This window comes from Streptomyces ipomoeae 91-03, assembly GCF_000317595.1.
Taxonomy (GTDB): Bacteria; Actinomycetota; Actinomycetes; order Streptomycetales; family Streptomycetaceae; genus Streptomyces; species Streptomyces ipomoeae.
The window spans coordinates 1-16503 of the sequence record NZ_AEJC01000262.1 but is presented as its reverse complement, the minus strand read 5'-3'; the positions used below and the strand labels follow the sequence as shown (position 1 = coordinate 16503).

Sequence of the window (16503 nt, the reverse complement as noted above, 5' to 3'; positions counted from 1 at the left end):
GTGGCACACGTACGGGTCGGCGCCGAGGATGAGGGAGTGGCCGAAGAGACCGATCCCGGGACGACCGGTACCGGCAATGGACCCGCTGTCCCGCCTGCGGAGTTCGACGCGCTGTTCGAGGCGGTCCGTACATGGGGCCGGTGGGCGTCGGCCGACCGCGGGGCCTGGAACCGTGTGACGGCGGAACAGGTGCGTCGTGCGACGACGAGGGTGCGTTCCGGGACGGTCGTGCCGATGGCGCTGCCCTGGAACACCCGGCCCGGCCCCGACAACCGCAAGCCCGCCCTGCACCACATGACCGATCTCGGCGACGTGGAGAGCCCGGAACCGTCCACCCACAAGGACTTCATCGCCGCCGACTACCACGGCAAGGGCGTCACCCATCTCGACGCGTTGTGCCACATCGCGTACCGGGGGCAGCTCTACGACGGCCGGCAGGCGGGCGAGGTCGTCGACGCCGCGGGCGCCCGCTTCGGCGCGGTGTCGGCGCTCGGACCCCTGGTGACGACGGGTGTGCTCCTCGACCTCCCCGCGGTCCTCGGGATCCCCTGGCTGGAGCCGGGGCGGGCGGTGCACGCGGAGGACGTCGCGGCCGCCGAGAGGACGCTCGGCGTGACGATCGGCGAGGGCGACGCGGTGCTGCTGCGTACCGGACACGTACGCCGCCGTACGGAACTCGGTGCCTGGGACCCCGACACGGCGAGCGCGGGCTTCCATGTGGACGCCGTACCGCTGCTGGCCGAGCGGGGGATCGCGCTGCTCGGAAGCGATGGCGACAGCGATGTACGGCCCTCACCCGTGGACGGTGTGCACTCGCCGATCCACGCCCTGGCCGTCGCCGCGATGGGCGTGCCACTGCTGGACAACCTCGATCTGGAAGCACTCTCCGCCGCGACCGCCGAGGCGGGCCGGTACGAGTTCCTGCTCGTCGTGGCGCCGCTGAACGTACCGGGCGGCACGGGCTCGCCCGTCACTCCGGTCGCGGTCCTCTGAAAGAGCTCTTGGAGACGGTCGGCAAGAGCTCTTGGAGACGGTCGGCCATGGTCCCGCGACAGGCGCCGGACAGCCGCCCCCGTGATGTACGCCCAGTATCGTCACTAAGTGTGAAGAAATGTGCGAGCGGTGACTCATGCACCCAATGTCCGTATCCTCGACAATGTCAGCTTTTCCTGAAAGTGAATGATCGCAGGCAGGTGAGGTGGAGAGTGGTTCGGTCCGACAGGGAACCGATACCGACGGGGCTCGCCATGCGCGGCACGGGGCCCGTCCTCTTCCGTGAACGGTTTCTGCAGGGGGAGCCGGTCGAGACAGGTGTGCGCACATCGATCCTGGACTCGTGGCGGCGCTGCCGCACCCTGGGCCTCTCGCCGGACCAGTCCGACCTTCCCTTCCACGACGCCTACGACCCCGACGGCCGCATCGTCCGCGCGGCCGTGCCGGTGCTCGACAGACTGCAGTCCAGGTTCTCCGGCAGCGAGATCAACATCTCACTCGCCGACGCGAACGGGACGGTCCTCCTGCGCCGCTTCGGCGAGCCGACCCTGGCCAGAGGCCTCCCGGCGATCCAGCGGGTCCCCGGTTTCGTGTTCGCCGAGCCGTTCGCCGGCACCAACGGCATCGGCCTGGCCCTCGCCGAGCGACAGCTCATCCGGGTCTACGGCGCCGAGCACTTCGCGGAGCGCTCCCAGGCCAACGCCTGTGTGGCGTTGCCTGTCAGGGACCCGCTCAGCGGGCGCATCGAGGGCGTCCTGTGCTTCGGCTATCCGCGCAGCGCCGAGAACCCGGCGTTCACCACCGTCATCCGCAGCGCGGCGAAGGCCATGGAACGCCGTCTGCTGGGGCAGAGCTCCGCACGCGAGCGCGCCCTGCTGGGGGCCTACCTGGCCGCCGGAGCCGAAGCCGCCGCCGGCCCCCACCACGGCGTCGCGCTGGACGACCTGGCCCCCGAGCTGCGCCCCGGCGACCGGGCGCTCCTCATGGAGAAGGCCGCGGAACTGATCTCCCGCGGGCAGCGGGCCGCCGTCGATGTGCCCCTGTCCGACGGCCGGCGGGTCACGCTCGTGAGCCGCCCGATGGAGAGCGCTTCCGGCGTGGAGGGCATCGCCGTCGAGGCCGTCCTGCCCGGCCCTTCACCGGGCGAAGGCCTGACCGGCCCGAACGGAGAGAAGCTGGCCGTCAGGGATCGGGTCGACGAACCGCCGGGCATCGGTGTCGAGGCCGTCGCCCGCGTACCCTCTGCCATCGCCGCCACCGCCATCCCCCAGCCCGCGCGCCTTCCCGTCACCTCGCCGCCCGGGCGTCTCCTCGACGTCACGCCCGCTCAAGCCGCACGGGACAAGACAGTCGCGATCGGAGACGGTCCTCCGGCCGAGCGCCCCCAACCGGCTCCGATCGGAGACGGCCCCCCGGGCGAGCGCCCCCAACCGGCCCCGTCGGCCAGAGGGCTCGTGCTGCTGGGCGAGCCGCAGGTCGGGGCCTACGCCATGGCCGCGCGCCGTCGGCTGGAGCTGCTGTCCGAGGCCAGCTCCCGCATCGGCACCACCCTGGAGGTGCGCCGTACCGCCGAGGAACTCGCCGAGACGGCGGTCCCGCGGCTTGCGGACTTCGTGACCGTCGACATACCCGAGGCCGTACTCCGCGGCGAGGAGTCCACCGACCCCGTCGGTGACCTGCGTCGTGCGGTGGTCCACGGCATCCGCGACGACCTGCCGTTCACCCCGGTCGGCAAGCGGATCGAGTTCGGCCCGACCGCACCCCAGCGGCGCTGTCTGACCGGTGGACAGGCGGTACTGGAGCCGGACCTGAAGGCCGCCGCGGGCTGGCTCGCCCAGGACCCCGAGCACACCGAACGGCTGCTGAGCCATGTCCACTCGCTCATCGCGGTTCCCCTCGTCGCCCGCGGTGTCGTGCTGGGCATCGCCAGCTTCTACCGGGCCCAGGACCCCGCCCCCTTCGGCGACGACGACCGTTCACTGGCCCAGGAGCTCGCCGCCCGCGCCGCCCTGTGCATCGACAACGCCCGGCGCTACACCCACGAACGCACCATGGTCCTGGCCCTCCAGCGCAGACTGCTGCCGCACGGGCTGCCCGACCAGGAGGCCGTCGAGGTCGCCCATCGCTATCTGCCCGCCGAGTCCGACGTGAGCGGCGACTGGTACGACGTCATCCCGCTGTCCGGCGCCCGCATCGGCCTGATCGTCGGTGACGTCGTCGGCCACGGCATGCTCTCCGCCGCCACCATGGGCCGACTGCGGACCGCCGCACGCAGCTTCGCCGAACTCGACTTCCCGCCGGACGAGGTGCTCACCCACCTCGACAACCTCGTGGCGCGCCTGGACCGGGAGGACCCCGGTGGCGAGGGCTCCGGCATCATCGGCGCGACCTGCCTCTACGTCATCTACGACCCCACCTCGCAGAAGTCCGTCATGGCCCGCGCCGGCCACCCTCCGCCGGCACTGGTCTGCCCCGACGGAACCGTGTCGTACCCGGATCTGCCGGCCGGCCCCCCGCTCGGCCTCGGCGGGCTGCCCTTCGACGCCGTCGAGATCGACGTTCCCGCCAACAGCCAGCTGGTCCTCTACACCGACGGGCTCATCGAGGACCGGCACCGTGACGTCGACGTGGTCCTCGACCAACTGCGCGGCGCCCTGGCCCACCACCCGGAGCGCACCCCCGAGGACACCTGCCAGGCGATCCTCGACACCGTCGCACCCGCCCACCCGTGCGACGACATCGCCCTGCTCGTCGCCCGCACCCACGCCCTGGACCCCAGCCGGATCGCCACCTGGGAGCTGCCCCCGGACCCGGCCCTCGTCGCCGGCGTCCGCGCCTCCGCCCTGCGGCGACTGGCCGACTGGGGACTCGACGACGCCTCCTTCGCCGCGGAGCTGATCCTCAGCGAGCTGGTCACCAACGCCATCCGCCACGGCGCCGGGCCCATCCGGGTACGGCTGCTGCACGACCGCACCCTCGTCTGCGAGGTCGCCGACGCCAGCAACACCGCCCCTCACCTGCGTCGGGCCGCCAGCACCGACGAGGGCGGACGCGGCCTGTTCCTCGTCGCGCAACTGGCACGGAGCTGGGGCACGCGCTACCTCCCCGAGGGCAAGGTGATCTGGGCCGAGTGCGGGCTGGACGGCGTCTGACGGCGGTACCCCCGCCGTCCGCGCCACAGCGGACAGCGAGATGTTCGGAATGTTGCGATGTGTCGATTAGTATCCGTATCCGTGTACGACGCTCCCGATCCGTCCGCGAAGGCGGTGCCGCCCGTCGGGGCGGAACCCCTGGTCCGCATGCGCGGGCTCGCCAAGCGGTTCGGCGGGACCCGTGCCCTGGACGGCGTCGATCTCGACGTCCACGCCGGCAGCGTCCTCGCCCTTCTCGGGCCCAACGGCGCGGGCAAGTCCACGCTGATCAAGGTGCTCGCCGGAGTCCACCACGCCGACGCGGGGCGGATCACGGTCGACGGACACCCGCTCGGCAGCCACGCCGCCACCCGCGGCATGTCCTTCATCCACCAGGACCTCGGTCTCGTGGAGTGGATGACGGTCGCCGAGAACATGGCCCTGGGCATCGGATATCCACGCCGGGCGGGACTGATCTCCTGGCGGCGCAACCGCGAGCGCTGCGTCGACGCCCTGCGGATCGTCGCCGCGCATCTCGACCCCGACGCACCGATCGCCCGACTCGCCCCGGCCGAGCGTTCACTCGTCGCGATCGCCCGGGCCCTGGCGGCGCGCGCGAAGCTCATCGTCCTCGACGAGCCGACCGCCCGCCTCCCGGCCGCGGACTGCGCCCGCCTGTTCCGCGTCCTGCACGCCCTGCGCGACCGCGGGCACGCCATCCTCTATGCGACCCACCGCCTGGACGAGGTGTACGAGGTCGCCGACACCTTCGCCGTACTGCGGGACGGCCGCCTCGTCAGCCACGGCCCGCTGGCGGGGCACGACCCCGTCCACCTGGTGCGCGACATCGTCGGCGAGGAACCGATCGTCCCCCACCCCACCACGGCCCCGGCCGCCGGACCACCCGTCCTGACCCTCGACGGCGTACGGACCGCGAACGCGGGACCGGTCAGCCTGGAACTGCGGGCCGGAGAAGCCCTGGGCCTGGTCGGCCTCTCCGGCGCCGGGCACATGGACCTGGGCCGGGCCCTGGCCGGGTCCCGGCCCCTGACCGACGGGCGGGCCCTGCTCGGCGGCCGACCGTACCGCCCCCGCTCGGTCGCCGACGCCGTCGCCCTCGGCGTCGGCTTCGTACCCGGCGACAGACAGCGGGAGGGCTGCCTGGCCGAGCTGACCGTACGGGAGAACCTCCTGGCAGATCCCCGGGCGGGAGGCCTGTCGGCGCGGCGCCGGGGCAGCCCTCGTACAGGAGGTCTGTCGGCGCGGCGCTGGATCAACCCCCGCCGCGAACGCGCCGAGGCCACCGCCCTGATCGAACGGTTCTCGGTGCGCCCCCGCGACAGCGAGGCGCCCATCGCCACTCTGTCCGGGGGCAACCAGCAGAAGGTCATGATCGGCCGGTGGTTCCGGGCGGGGCTGCGGCTGCTGATCCTGGAGGAGCCGACCGCGAGCGTCGATGTCGGTGCCAAGGCCGCCATCCACCGGCTGCTCGACGAGGCGCTGGCCGCGGGCCTCGCCGTCCTCCTCATCTCCACCGACTTCGAGGAGGTCGCGGCCGTGTGCCGCCGCACCCTGGTGTTCGTCCGAGGAGCGGTGACGACCGAGCTGAGCGGCGCGGACCTCACCGTCGCCGCACTCACCCGGGCGGCCTCGGCCGTACCCCCGCCCGGGACCGGGACGAACCCATGACCGCCCCGCCGCCCTCCCCCTCCTCGGGCCGGACGCGATGGCGCCGCCCCGGCGGGCCGGGCCGCCCGGGCGGACACCTCATCGGCGCCTACGGCCTGCTCGCACTCACCGCTCTGCTGTTCCTGATCTTCTCCCTCGCTCTGCCGGACACCTTCCCCACGCTGAACACCGTCGACTCGATCCTCTCCAACCAGTCGATCCCGGCCGTCCTCGCGCTCGCCGCCATGGTTCCCATCGTCACCGGCGCGTTCGACCTCTCCATCGGCTACGCCCTCGGCCTGGCGCACGTCATGGTGATGCAGCTCGTCGTCAACGAGGGATGGCCGTGGCCGCTCGCCTGTCTCGCCGTGATCGCCGGAGGGACGGTCGTGGGCGTCCTCAACGGTGTCATCGTCGAGTTCGGCCGGATCGACTCCTTCATCGCCACCCTCGGCACCGGCAGCATGCTGTACGCCGTGACCGGCTGGATCACCGACGGCGGCCGGATCGTCCCCGGACCCCAAGGCCTCCCGCCCGCGTTCACCGACCTCTACGACTCCATGTTCCTCGGCCTCCCGGTGCCCGCCTTCTACGTGCTCGCCCTCGCCGCCGTCCTCTGGACGGTGCTGGAGCGGCTGCCGTTCGGCCGATACCTGTACGTCGTCGGCTCGAACCCCCGTGCGGCCGACCTCCTCGGCATCCCGACCCGCACATACACCGTCCACGCGTTCGCCGCGTCGGGGCTGATCGTCGGCTTCGCCGGTGTGCTGCTCGCCGCCCAGCAACAGATCGGCAACCCGAGCGTCGGCCTCGACTATCTGCTGCCCGCCTTCGTCGGCGCCCTCCTCGGCTCCACCGCGATCAGACCCGGCCGCCCCAACGCCCTCGGCACCGTCGTCGCCGTCGCCGTCCTCGCCGTCGGCCTGACCGGCCTCGCCCAGCTGGGTGCCGACTTCTGGACGGTCCCGCTGTTCCACGGCGGCACCCTGCTCATCGCCGTCGGCCTGGCCGGATACGCCGTCCGCCGCAGACAGAGCGGCGGCACGACGGGCACCACTCCATGAGAGGAGCTCACTTGCACGGCAACCGCCCAGCCGTCTTCGGCACCTTCAAAGTCAGGCTCTGCGCCCTTGTGATGACGGCAGCCGCCGTCGTCGGCTGCGAACGCGGCTCGTCGGAGGGCTCCGAGGCGTCCCCCACGGGCCCGAGCGGCTGCCCCGCCGTCCACACCAGGGCCCAGAGCGCCGTCACCCGGGCAGAGGAGACCGACGTCCCCTGGGACGGACCGACCGGCGGCCCCACCGCGGTGTCCCGCAGGACCATCGTCTACGTCGCCCAGACCATGACCAATCCGGGAGTCGCGGGGGCCGCGAAGGGGGTGCGGGAAGCCGCACGGGTCATCGGCTGGAACGTCCGGGTCATCGACGGCGGAGGCACACCCGCCGGCATCCAGGCGGCGATGAGCGAGGCCGTGGCCCTCCGGCCCGCGGGCATCGTCATCGGCGGCTTCGACCCCAACTCGACGTCACGGCAGGTGGCACGGGCCGACGCGGCGGGCATCCCGCTCATCGGCTGGCACGCGGTCGCCGAGCCCGGCCCGAGCGAGCGGCCCCCGCTCTTCACCAACGTCACCACCCACGTCGAGGCCGTGGCCGCGATCAGCGCGCGGTGGATCATCGCGCACTCCAACGGCCGTGCCGGGGTCGTGCTCATCACCGACGCCTCGATCCCCTTCGCCAAGAACAAGTCCGACCTGATCCGCGAGGAGCTGGCCACCTGCCGGGGCGTACGCCTGCTCTCGTACGAGAACATCCCGATCCCGGACGCCGGCAGCCGCACCCCGCGCGAGATCTCCTCGCTGCTCTCCCGGTTCGGGAACAGGTGGACCCATTCCGTCGCCATCAACGACCTGTACTTCGCCGACGCCGCCCCCGCCTTCCGCGCGGCCGGCGAGAAGGGCTCCGGCCCGCCCTTCAACATCGGCGCGGGCGACGGCGCCCCCGCCGCCTTCCAGCGCATCAACAGCCGCCGGTACCAGGCCGCCACGGTGCCCGAGCCGCTGTCCCTGCAGGGCTGGCAGATCGTCGACGAGTTCAACCGCGCCTTCTCCGACCGCCCCGCCAGCGGATATGTGGCGCCCGTCCACATCACCACGGCCGACAACAGCGAAGGCGCCACCACCTGGAACCCGTCCGGCTACCGGGAGGCGTACCGGAAGATCTGGGGCAAGTAGCCGCGCCCCCGGTGTCGCGCGGTCCGGCGCGGGTGCCGTCGGGCCGCGCACGCCGGTGGTCACCGGCCGGTGTCAGGGTGCCCCGCTCGTCACTGGCCGGGTGTCAGGACGTATGTGTTGAGGGTGTCCACGGTCGTGACGGGGGACGGGGAGCCCAGGTCGTAGCGGTCCACGGCGAGGTAGTTGGGCTTCTTGCGGGCGGCGGGGGTGCAGAAGGTCTGCGCGCGGTTCTGGAGCTTGCCGTTGTCCGTCTCGGCGGTCCCGCTGATCGTGTAGTCGCGGAAGTGGTTCATCACGAACAGCGGATGGAAGGCGGCCGAGTCCGTGGTGAGCGGCCGGCCCGTGCCCCAGCGGCTGTAGCAGGACCAGTCGGAGTCACCGATCCCGCCGCCCATCGACCAGTAGTTCTCCACGGTCCACTCCCGCTGGTACATCACACCGAAGGTGTCACGGGTCGCGTAACCGCTCGACACATCACTCGCACGCGTACGGTCGCTGAAGATCAGCAACTGCTTGCCCCGGGCGGCGAGATCCGCCATCCTCGGCCAGCCGCTCGTCGCCACGCCCTCCTGGTCCGGCCGGTACAGCACGTCCGACAGTCCGCTGACGGAGGCCAGGGACGACTTCAGCACGTCGGAGGCGGTGTAGTCCTCCAGGAAGACCGTGACGAACTGACCCGGGTTGGCCTTGAGGAAGTCCACCATCCGCTGCAGATCGGTGGCGAGCGGCACCGGGCCGCTCACCCCGTCACAGCTGTTGTGACACAGCACGGCCTGCCCCGACACGGTGTACGCGTCCAGCATGAACCCCCGTACGCCGTCGGTCAGTTGCCGGCTGACGCCCCGCGACTGGTTGGGGAAGAGACTGACCGGGAACGAGGCGAAGTCGCCGTCGACGCCGTTGGCGAAGGCGTTGTGCGAGGTGAGGAACGTGACCTGGTCCAGTGTGCGGGTGTCGGCGGACGGCATCGCGGTCGTCGCGTAGGTGACCGGGGTGAGGTACCAACGGGCCAGATCGCCGCTCGACCCGATCCGCACGGCCGATGAGTCCGACGACACCCCCGTGAGGTACTGCGAGGTCCCGGGCACGCCGATCGTGTACGTGCTCCCCGTGCCGGCCGTGATCGTCCATGTCGTGCCGTCCGCGCCGCAGGCGGTGGTCACCGCGGAGGTGCCGCTCCGTCCGAGACAGATCCCCGACTCGTCGGTGTTCCGCAACTGATGGCCACCGCTGACCGCCACCGGCGTCCACTGCTGGTGGTCCTCGTTGCCCTTGGGGTTGTGCGCCGCGACGGTACCGCCGCTGTCGGCCGCGTTGAGACCCGTGACGGAGTTCTGCAGATGGACCGAGTACGTCGGGACCGCCGCGGCGGCCGGACTCGGCGCAAGCAGCACGGGAACGCCCAGGGCGAGCGCGGCGACCGTGCACAGGGCGCGGGGGCGGGGGCGCAGACGGGCACGGGGACGAGGACGGGGGAGGCTCACGGGTTTCCCTTCACGCCGACACAACGGGACTGGAGTGATGTCAGAGGCATGACATACCGAGAGTCGGGTCATGCGCCAGTGTCGGTACATGAAGACCTGGTGAGTCCGAACTCGCCCTCGTGGGGCGGGGCTTGAGCCTGTGGGCGCTGCCGCGGCCCCGAGTGGCTGCTTTTCAACCTTTCAGGACTTACTGCTTACAGATTCAATCATCTCTTGGAGATTATGCGTGGAAGATATGCCTAAACTCTGAAGCCCGCCCGGAGAGAGACCACGTGTGAGTGAACCGACAGGCCCCGTCTGCCCGCGATGCGGTACACCCCGGGCGACGGACGGCACTCCGGCCTGTTCCTGCGGCCAACTGGCCTCGGACGCCCACCGCGAGAACCGCACGGCACAGGCGGCAGCCGCAGAGGACTTCGATCCGGTACGCATACGACCGTTTGTGAAGGTGAGCGGCGAGGCCGAGGCCGCCGACGGCGGTGAGGACGCCGATGAGGCCGGACACGCCGACCCCGGAGATGGCACCGGGTTCGCCGACGGCTCCGCTGCCGCGCCGCTCGACACCGGGCACGTGTCGGCGGGCGAACCGGTCGTCTCTTCGCGGGACGCCGACGACGCGGGGGATCGGTCGGGGGCCGACGGCGGCGCTCAGGGCGCTCGGCGGCGCCGTCGTCGTGGAGTGGCGCTGGCCGCCGGAGCGGGAGCCGCCGTGGTGGCCGCGGTGGCGGCGGGATTCATCAGCGGACTCTTCTCGTACGAGGCCCCCTCGCGGGACGGCGCCCTGCCCGACGATGTGCGGGCGGAACTGCCGGAAGGTGCGCCGTCCGGCAGCGACGCACCGTCGACGACTCCCTCCCGCGCCACGTCCTCCCCGGCGCCGTCCGACACCCCGGCGACCTCCCCGAGTGGGACCCCGAGCGAGAGCCGGGCCACCCCGACCGGCTCCTCCTCGGACCCGACCGGCATCCCCTCCGGCGGCGGCCAGACCGCCACGGCGGGTCCCATCCCCACCCAGTCGGTCGATCCGAATCCCGTCCTCCGCTTCGGCGACACAGGACCCGAGGTCACCGAACTCCAGCTCCGTCTGCGAGAGTCCGGCCTCTACGACGGCGACATCGACGGCGACTACGACCGCCAAGTCGAGAGCGCGGTCCGCGCATACCAACTGACCCGCGTCATCCTCGACGACGAGTCGGGCGTCTACGGCGTCTCGACCCGAGCCTCACTCGAATCCGAGACTTCGGAGCCGTGAGCGGTCCGGTGGGCGCGGACGGGAGACCGGCGGGCTTCGGCCAAAGTCCGTTCCGGAGGTGATCTATGGCCTGCCGGTGCCGTCGCCCGGGGTGCCGGCCGGGGGGACCGTCTCGCCGCGGATGACCTTGGGGCCGTTCTCATGGGCGGGGATGTCGTGCTTCAGGGCGCGGGCCTCGGCCTTGAGGACGCGGGTGGCCTTGCCCGCGGAGCGGGCCAGGTCCGGGAGCTTCTTGGCGGCCAGGGCGGCTGTCACGACGATGAGGACGACGGCGAGTTCGCTCAGTCCGAACATGCGGGGCCTGTCTTTCGTTTCTGTCTTCTGTCCGGCCCTGCCGACGGGTCGGGGTGCAGGGACGGATCCTCGTGGATGCAGCGGCGCAGGTGAGGCAGTATGCCGCGCTTCAGCAGGGCCTGCTGCCAGGTCAGGCGGGCCTGTTCCGGATCCGTGCGAGGTGTGTCGCCGTCGCGTCCGCGCAGCGCCGTGCGGAACAGCGCGGCGAGGCCCATGAGGGCACTGATGGCCGCGACGAGCGCGAGGGTCCAGCCGGCGGATATGAGGGAGCCGGGCAACGTGCCTTGCACGCCGGCCAGTCGAAGAAGGTGGCCGAGCACCAGCACGGCCACCGCCGAGCAGGCCGCGAGGGACGGGGTGAGTACGGCCAGCAGGGGCAGCAGCCCGGCGTCGGCCCGGCGACCGGCGTCGCTCCGCTCCGCCTCGGTGGCCGACGCGATCGCGGTGAGGTACGCGCGGTACTCGTCCTGCGCCGCGGCCGTCGTCTCCTCGGCGTCCGCGAGCGCCCGTATCCACAGCCGGCGTGCGGCCAGACCGGAGGGATCGGCGCGCAGGACGGCACGGATCTCCGGGGTGTTCAGCGCCCGGTGCAGTACGGCCTCGAAGTCCGCCCGGTCCTCGGGGCGAAGGCCGTGCTCCCCGGCTGGGAGCGGATCGACCACTTGGTCTCCTGACGGTAGGGGCAGAGGGGCGGGCGGGGCGGTACCGCAGGGACCGGCCTGCCGGGTTCAGAATCTACAACACTGTAGAAGATGGGAGGGGGTGTGATCCGTCTTCTACAATTTTGTAGATCCTGCGGGTGGGTGCGGCTGAGCGATGGACCGCCCAGGAATCCAGGGCGGCGGAGAGGAGACAGGGCGTGGTGGACCAGCGGCAGCGTCCACGGCGGCGGGGGCAGGGCGAGCTGGAGGCGCTCGTCCTGGGCGCGCTGGGTGAGGCGGACGGCCCCCGGAGCGCGGGGTGGGTGCAGGAGCGGCTGGGCGGCGACCTCGCCTATACGACGGTCATCACGATCCTGACCCGGTTGCTGGCCAAGGGCGCGGTGACCCGGGAGCGCGCCGGCCGGTCCTTCGTGTGGACCCCGGCCGCCGACCAGGCGGGCCTGGCCGCGCACCGGATGCGCCGGGTGCTCGACGGGGAGCGCGACCGCGAGGCGGTGCTGGCCAGCTTCGTCACCTCCCTGGAACCGGACGACGAGCGGCTGCTGCGTGAGCTGCTGGGGCAGCCGAAGGGCGAAGGGGAAGACTGAGACCTCATGGGGGTGTTCGTCTTTCTGCCGCTGGTCCTGCCCTTGACGGCGTGGCCCATCGCACGGCTCGCCGAACAGCGACTGGATCCACGCACCGCCACCCGGCTGCTGACCGGCGTGGCCCTGGTGATGGCCGTGTGCAGCACCGTGTGCCTCGGGCTGCTGATGGTGGTCGGCACCGCCCAACTGCCCGGCAACCCGCTGCCCGACGGCTGGTCGGACCCCGAGGTGCGCGAGGCCGTGCCGTACGACGAGGTCGCCGGGAAGGCCGCCATCCCGGCGCTGCTCGCGGTGCTCCTGGCCTGCGGCCGGACCGTGTGGCGGCACGGGCGGGTGCGCCGCCGCGCCCACCGGGCCCTGGCCGGACTGCCGGACACCGAGGTGGCCGTACTGCCCGACGAGGCGCCGTACGCGTACGCGCTGCCCGGTGGCCGTCGTGACCGTGTGGTGGTGACCACGGCCCTGCTGTCCTGTCTGGAACCGGCCGAGCGACGCGCCCTGTTCGCACATGAGCGGGCCCATCTCGCCGCGCGGCACCACCGGTTCCTGCTGGCCGTCCGACTGGCCGCGCGCGCCAACCCGTTCCTGCGGCCCCTGCGTACGGCCGTGTCGTACACGACGGAACGGTGGGCGGACGAGGACGCGGCCCGCAGGGTCGGCAGCCGGCGTGTCGTGGCCCGCGCGATCGGCAGGGCGGCGCTCGTGTCGGCCGGCACCCCGGCGGCCGTGCTCGCCGGCTTCGCGGCGCCGGGGCCGGTGCCGCGCCGGGTGGCGGCCCTGCTCGGCCCCGAGCCCGCGGTGCGCAGTTGGCCGTCGGTGTTCACGTCGGTCGGCCTGGCCGCGTGGGGCGCGGCTGCGGGTGCCGCCGTGTCGGCCATGTCGTCGGCGAACGCGGCCGTGACGATGTTCTTCATCCTGTACGCGGCGACGCCCTTGTGAGGGTGAATCGTGCCGTGAGACGAGTTCGGCGGTGATCCGTATATCTACATGGATGTAGAGTCCTGTGGTTCGGTGATCACAACTGCCGGACGCTCAGGGGCAGTCGAACGGCCGGGTGCGGCCGAGGCGGGGGAAGGCCGGTGAGTGGTACGGGAAGGCGGCGCGCGGGCGCCGGCAGCGGTGTGACGCGGCGGGGGCGGGTGCTGGGGTGGTCCGCGGGAGCCTGCGCGATCCTCGTCCTCGGTGTCGCGGGTGTCGGGGCCTGGGTGTACAAGGACCTGGACGACAACATCACGGCCGCCGACATCGACAACAAGCTCGGCGGGGACCGTCCCGCGAACCTCAGTCCGGGCTCCAAGAACATCCTGGTCGTCGGTTCGGACAGCCGCGACGGCGCCAACGCGAAGTACGGCAAGGACCTCGACACCATGCAGTCGGACACGCTGATGGTGATGCACGTCCCGGCGAACCGCGAGTGGGCGACCGTGGTGTCGTTCCCGCGTGACTCATGGGTCGAGATATCGGCGTGCGAGAAGGGCGACGGTGGGACGTCGAGCCCGCACCGCGCGAAGATCAACGAGGCGTTCGCGATCGGCGGGAGCGGTGGGGAGGTCGCCGGGGCCGCCGCCTGCACCATCAAGACGGTCGAGGCCAACACCGGTCTGCGCATCGACCACTTCATGTCCGTCGACTTCCAGGGCTTCAAGGGGATGGTCAACGCCCTGGACGGCATAGAGGTCTGCCCCGAGGAGGCCATCCACGACGAGAAGGCCCGCCTCGACCTGGAGGCGGGCTGCCAGACGGTCAGGGACGAGAAGGCACTCGGCTACGTACGGACCCGGTACAGCGTCGGTGACGGCTCCGACATCGGACGCATCGGGCGCCAGCAGGAGTTCATGGAGGCCCTGGCCGAGAAGGCGCAGTCCAAACTGACCGACCCGAGCGCGCTGTACGGCTTCCTGCAGTCCGCCACCAAGTCCCTGACCACGGACGAGGACCTGGCCGGCATCGACCCGCTCTACGACCTCGCCTCCGAACTCAAGGGCATCCCCAGCGAACGGCTCACCTTCCTGACCGTCCCCAACTACCCCCGCGAGGCGGACGTACCCACCGACAAGGCCAACATCGTCTGGCAGTACCCGCAGGCCGCCGACCTGTTCACCTCCCTCGCCAAGGACAAGGAGGTCGACAAGAAGCGACTGAAGGCCGAGACGGAGGACCTGGTCTACGCGTCCGCCGTACGCGTCCAGGTCCTCAACGGCACCGGAGTCACCGGACGCGCCGCCGCCGTCGCCGAGAAGCTGCGCGAGGCCGGCTTCACCGTCGTCGGCACGGGCAACGCACCGGAGAACACCGACGACACGACGGTCACGTACCCGTCCGACCTGGCCAAGCAGGCCGAGGTCCTCACCTCACGCCTGCCGGACGCCGACGCCTCGCAGGCCGCGGACGCCACCGCGGGCGTGGTGACGCTGGTCGTGGGGACGGACCTCGACCTCGACGACCTGCCGTGATGTGACGTGAGCGGGCCGGCGGGCCCGCTCACGTCGGCCCGTCAGCCCCCCTCTTCCTCCTCGTCGCCCTCGAAGAAGTCCCCGATCTCGTCCACGACTTCGGCGGCGACCATGCCACCGACGACACCGACCGCGAGCCCGGCCGCGCCGGCCGCGACGGCGGTGCCCACGCCGGGGCCCGAGCGGTGGCCGTCGTCGTGGTGCTCGACGTGGCCTTGGCTTCCCTCGTGGCCGTACGAGGCGGGGGAGCCGTACGACGCCCGGTGCTCCACGAGTCGGCGGATCCAGCCGTCGACGACGGTGGTCCAGTCCTGGTGCTCGACCCCGTCGTGGGAGACCGTGAAGCGGGTGAGCGTGTCGTGGCCCTCGGAGAACAGGCCGCCGCGCTTGTCGGCCTCCAGGACGACGTCCATGCCGCCCGGCGCGGCGAGGAAGGTCAGCTCGATCTCGTTGACCTGGTGCGCGTACTGCGGGGCCGGGGTGAGCTCGATCTCCTGGTAGAAGGGAAGCTGTTGACCGGTGCCGTTGATGCGGCCGTGTTCGAGGTCGGCGGACTTGAAGCCGAATCCGAGCCGGCCGAGCGCTTCGAGGATCGCCTCCTGGACGGGCAGCGGCGCGACGCTCAGCTGGTCCAGGTCGCCCTTGTCCTTCGCGCCGGCGACGGCCAGTTCGGTGCGTACGCCGAGGACGATGCCCAGGGCCTGCCCGTACAACTCGGTGATGGGGGTCTCCCACGGCAGGGCGATCGTGAACGGGACCTCGCGCACCTCGCCCTCCGCGAGTCGGAAGCCGCCGCCGACGGTGGACCGGTCGAAGACGACGACGCCCTCGCTCTCGCCCTCCTCGTACTCCGCCTCGACCCGGGCCACCAGCTCCAGGGTGATGTGCTCGATGTCGAAGTCGGCGTCACCGCCCTTGAGATGGACCCGACCCGTCAGCGCGCCGCCGGGGCGGAACGCGCCGGGGTCGAGAACCGTGTCGACCGTGGGGCCGCCCACGCCGAGCGATCCGAGCAGTCGTTTGAACACCATCGTGGCGTCCACTCCTTATATGTACGTGTGTTACCTGTGTTACGTGTGGTGCAGACGATGCGCGCGCCGCAGGTGTTGCCCGCGTTTCCTCTACACGCATGTAGAAGCATAAGGGTGGGTCGGGCGACTCATCGGGCGCCCCGGCCCGAGTCCGCGGCCGAAGCGACCTTCGAGGTCACCGGTACCACGGCCCCGAACATCGACATCGCCGAGAAGGTGCAGGCGGCGCTGATGCCGTATCCGGTGACCGTCGTCGGCCTGGTCGTCGTGGTCTTCCAGGAGGGCCATGGCGCGAGTCCGTTCGGCGTGAAGCAGGCCGGGCCGATCATGAGTGCGATGCCGATCTTCCTGGTGCTCCTCGACGCGTTCGTGGTGCGGATGGCCCTCGTGCCCGCCGTCCTTGGAGTACTGGGTGAACGGGCCTGGTGGCTGCCGCGCCGACTGGAACGGTTCCCGCCGCGGGTCGACGTGGAGGGCGAGGCGCTTGGCCGGTGGGAGCCCCGGCGGCCGGTCCCCGCCCCCGTGCAGCCGGAGGCGGTCGAGGCCCGATACCCACGGACAGAGCCCCGGCGCCATGGCCGGCCCCAGGAGTTCCACGGGAACTGGTGGGTTCGGGCCATGCCTTCCGTCCGCTCGGCCCGTGAGGGTGCGTTCCGCTCCCGCACACCCGGCCATCGCCGCGGCGCTCCCGGCGGCCACCCCGTCATGGTCCGTG

The 16503-nt window shown here is 71.8% G+C and carries 13 protein-coding genes and 1 pseudogene; 10 read left to right on the top strand and 4 right to left on the bottom strand.

All coding sequences use genetic code 11. From position 1 onward, the window contains the following. Positions 1-36 precede the first annotated feature (36 nt). The 5 genes from STRIP9103_RS17275 to STRIP9103_RS17255 all read left to right on the top strand — a co-directional run bounded on the left by STRIP9103_RS17275 (position 37) and on the right by STRIP9103_RS17255 (position 8025). Entirely contained in the window at positions 37-993 is a 957-nt protein-coding gene (locus STRIP9103_RS17275; RefSeq protein WP_009313595.1) for a cyclase family protein, read from the top strand. 254 nt (positions 994-1247) lie between these two features. Next, positions 1248-4145 carry a SpoIIE family protein phosphatase gene (locus tag STRIP9103_RS17270; RefSeq protein WP_408995650.1) on the top strand — a complete coding sequence of 966 codons (2898 nt, stop codon included), beginning with the start codon at positions 1248-1250 and terminating at the stop codon, positions 4143-4145. An 81-nt stretch (positions 4146-4226) separates the two neighbouring features. Then, positions 4227-5813: a sugar ABC transporter ATP-binding protein gene (locus STRIP9103_RS17265; protein ID WP_009313572.1), complete on the top strand. Its 1587-nt coding sequence runs from the start codon at positions 4227-4229 to the stop codon at positions 5811-5813. After that, positions 5810-6856, top strand: coding sequence for an ABC transporter permease (locus STRIP9103_RS17260; RefSeq protein ID WP_009313610.1), 1047 nt, complete (start codon positions 5810-5812; stop codon positions 6854-6856). The genes STRIP9103_RS17265 and STRIP9103_RS17260 overlap by 4 nt, the downstream gene beginning before the upstream one ends. Before the next feature lie 71 nt (positions 6857-6927). Then, positions 6928-8025, top strand: coding sequence for a substrate-binding domain-containing protein (locus tag STRIP9103_RS17255; protein WP_086019280.1), 1098 nt, complete (start codon positions 6928-6930; stop codon positions 8023-8025). Between the two features lie 89 nt (positions 8026-8114). On the opposite strand, the gene STRIP9103_RS17250 is transcribed toward STRIP9103_RS17255, so the two are convergent. After that, entirely contained in the window at positions 8115-9509 is a 1395-nt protein-coding gene (locus STRIP9103_RS17250; RefSeq protein WP_009313586.1) for a hypothetical protein, read from the bottom strand. 274 nt (positions 9510-9783) lie between these two features. Between STRIP9103_RS17250 and STRIP9103_RS17245 the strand changes: the two genes are divergently transcribed. Next, entirely contained in the window at positions 9784-10761 is a 978-nt protein-coding gene (locus STRIP9103_RS17245) for a peptidoglycan-binding domain-containing protein (protein ID WP_009313592.1), read from the top strand. 63 nt (positions 10762-10824) lie between these two features. Here STRIP9103_RS17245 and STRIP9103_RS17240 read toward each other — a convergent pair whose 3' ends face one another. Together STRIP9103_RS17240 and STRIP9103_RS17235 are read right to left on the bottom strand one after the other, a co-directional pair. Further along, positions 10825-11055: a twin-arginine translocase TatA/TatE family subunit gene (locus STRIP9103_RS17240; RefSeq protein ID WP_009313614.1), complete on the bottom strand. Its 231-nt coding sequence runs from the start codon at positions 11053-11055 to the stop codon at positions 10825-10827. Beyond that, positions 11043-11717, bottom strand: a complete 675-nt coding sequence (locus tag STRIP9103_RS17235; RefSeq protein ID WP_009313613.1) for a hypothetical protein — start codon at positions 11715-11717, stop codon at positions 11043-11045. The genes STRIP9103_RS17240 and STRIP9103_RS17235 overlap by 13 nt, the downstream gene beginning before the upstream one ends. A 197-nt stretch (positions 11718-11914) precedes the next feature. Here STRIP9103_RS17235 and STRIP9103_RS17230 point away from each other — a divergent pair, with 197 nt between their 5' ends. The 3 genes from STRIP9103_RS17230 to STRIP9103_RS17220 all read left to right on the top strand — a co-directional run bounded on the left by STRIP9103_RS17230 (position 11915) and on the right by STRIP9103_RS17220 (position 14757). Then, the gene (locus tag STRIP9103_RS17230; RefSeq protein WP_009313590.1) at positions 11915-12304 is read left to right on the top strand and encodes a BlaI/MecI/CopY family transcriptional regulator; all 390 of its coding nucleotides are present in this window, start codon (positions 11915-11917) and stop codon (positions 12302-12304) included. A gap of 6 nt (positions 12305-12310) precedes the next feature. Continuing rightward, positions 12311-13243: a M56 family metallopeptidase gene (locus tag STRIP9103_RS17225; protein WP_009313596.1), complete on the top strand. Its 933-nt coding sequence runs from the start codon at positions 12311-12313 to the stop codon at positions 13241-13243. Positions 13244-13383: 140 nt separating this feature from the next. Further along, the gene (locus tag STRIP9103_RS17220; RefSeq protein WP_009313608.1) at positions 13384-14757 is read left to right on the top strand and encodes an LCP family protein; all 1374 of its coding nucleotides are present in this window, start codon (positions 13384-13386) and stop codon (positions 14755-14757) included. A gap of 41 nt (positions 14758-14798) precedes the next feature. On the opposite strand, the gene STRIP9103_RS17215 is transcribed toward STRIP9103_RS17220, so the two are convergent. Beyond that, the gene (locus STRIP9103_RS17215) at positions 14799-15788 is read right to left on the bottom strand and encodes a sporulation protein (RefSeq protein ID WP_009313604.1); all 990 of its coding nucleotides are present in this window, start codon (positions 15786-15788) and stop codon (positions 14799-14801) included. A gap of 126 nt (positions 15789-15914) precedes the next feature. Between STRIP9103_RS17215 and STRIP9103_RS46575 the strand changes: the two are divergent. Next, positions 15915-16310, top strand: a pseudogene (locus STRIP9103_RS46575) (hypothetical protein); the annotation flags it as partial. Positions 16311-16503 lie beyond the last annotated feature (193 nt).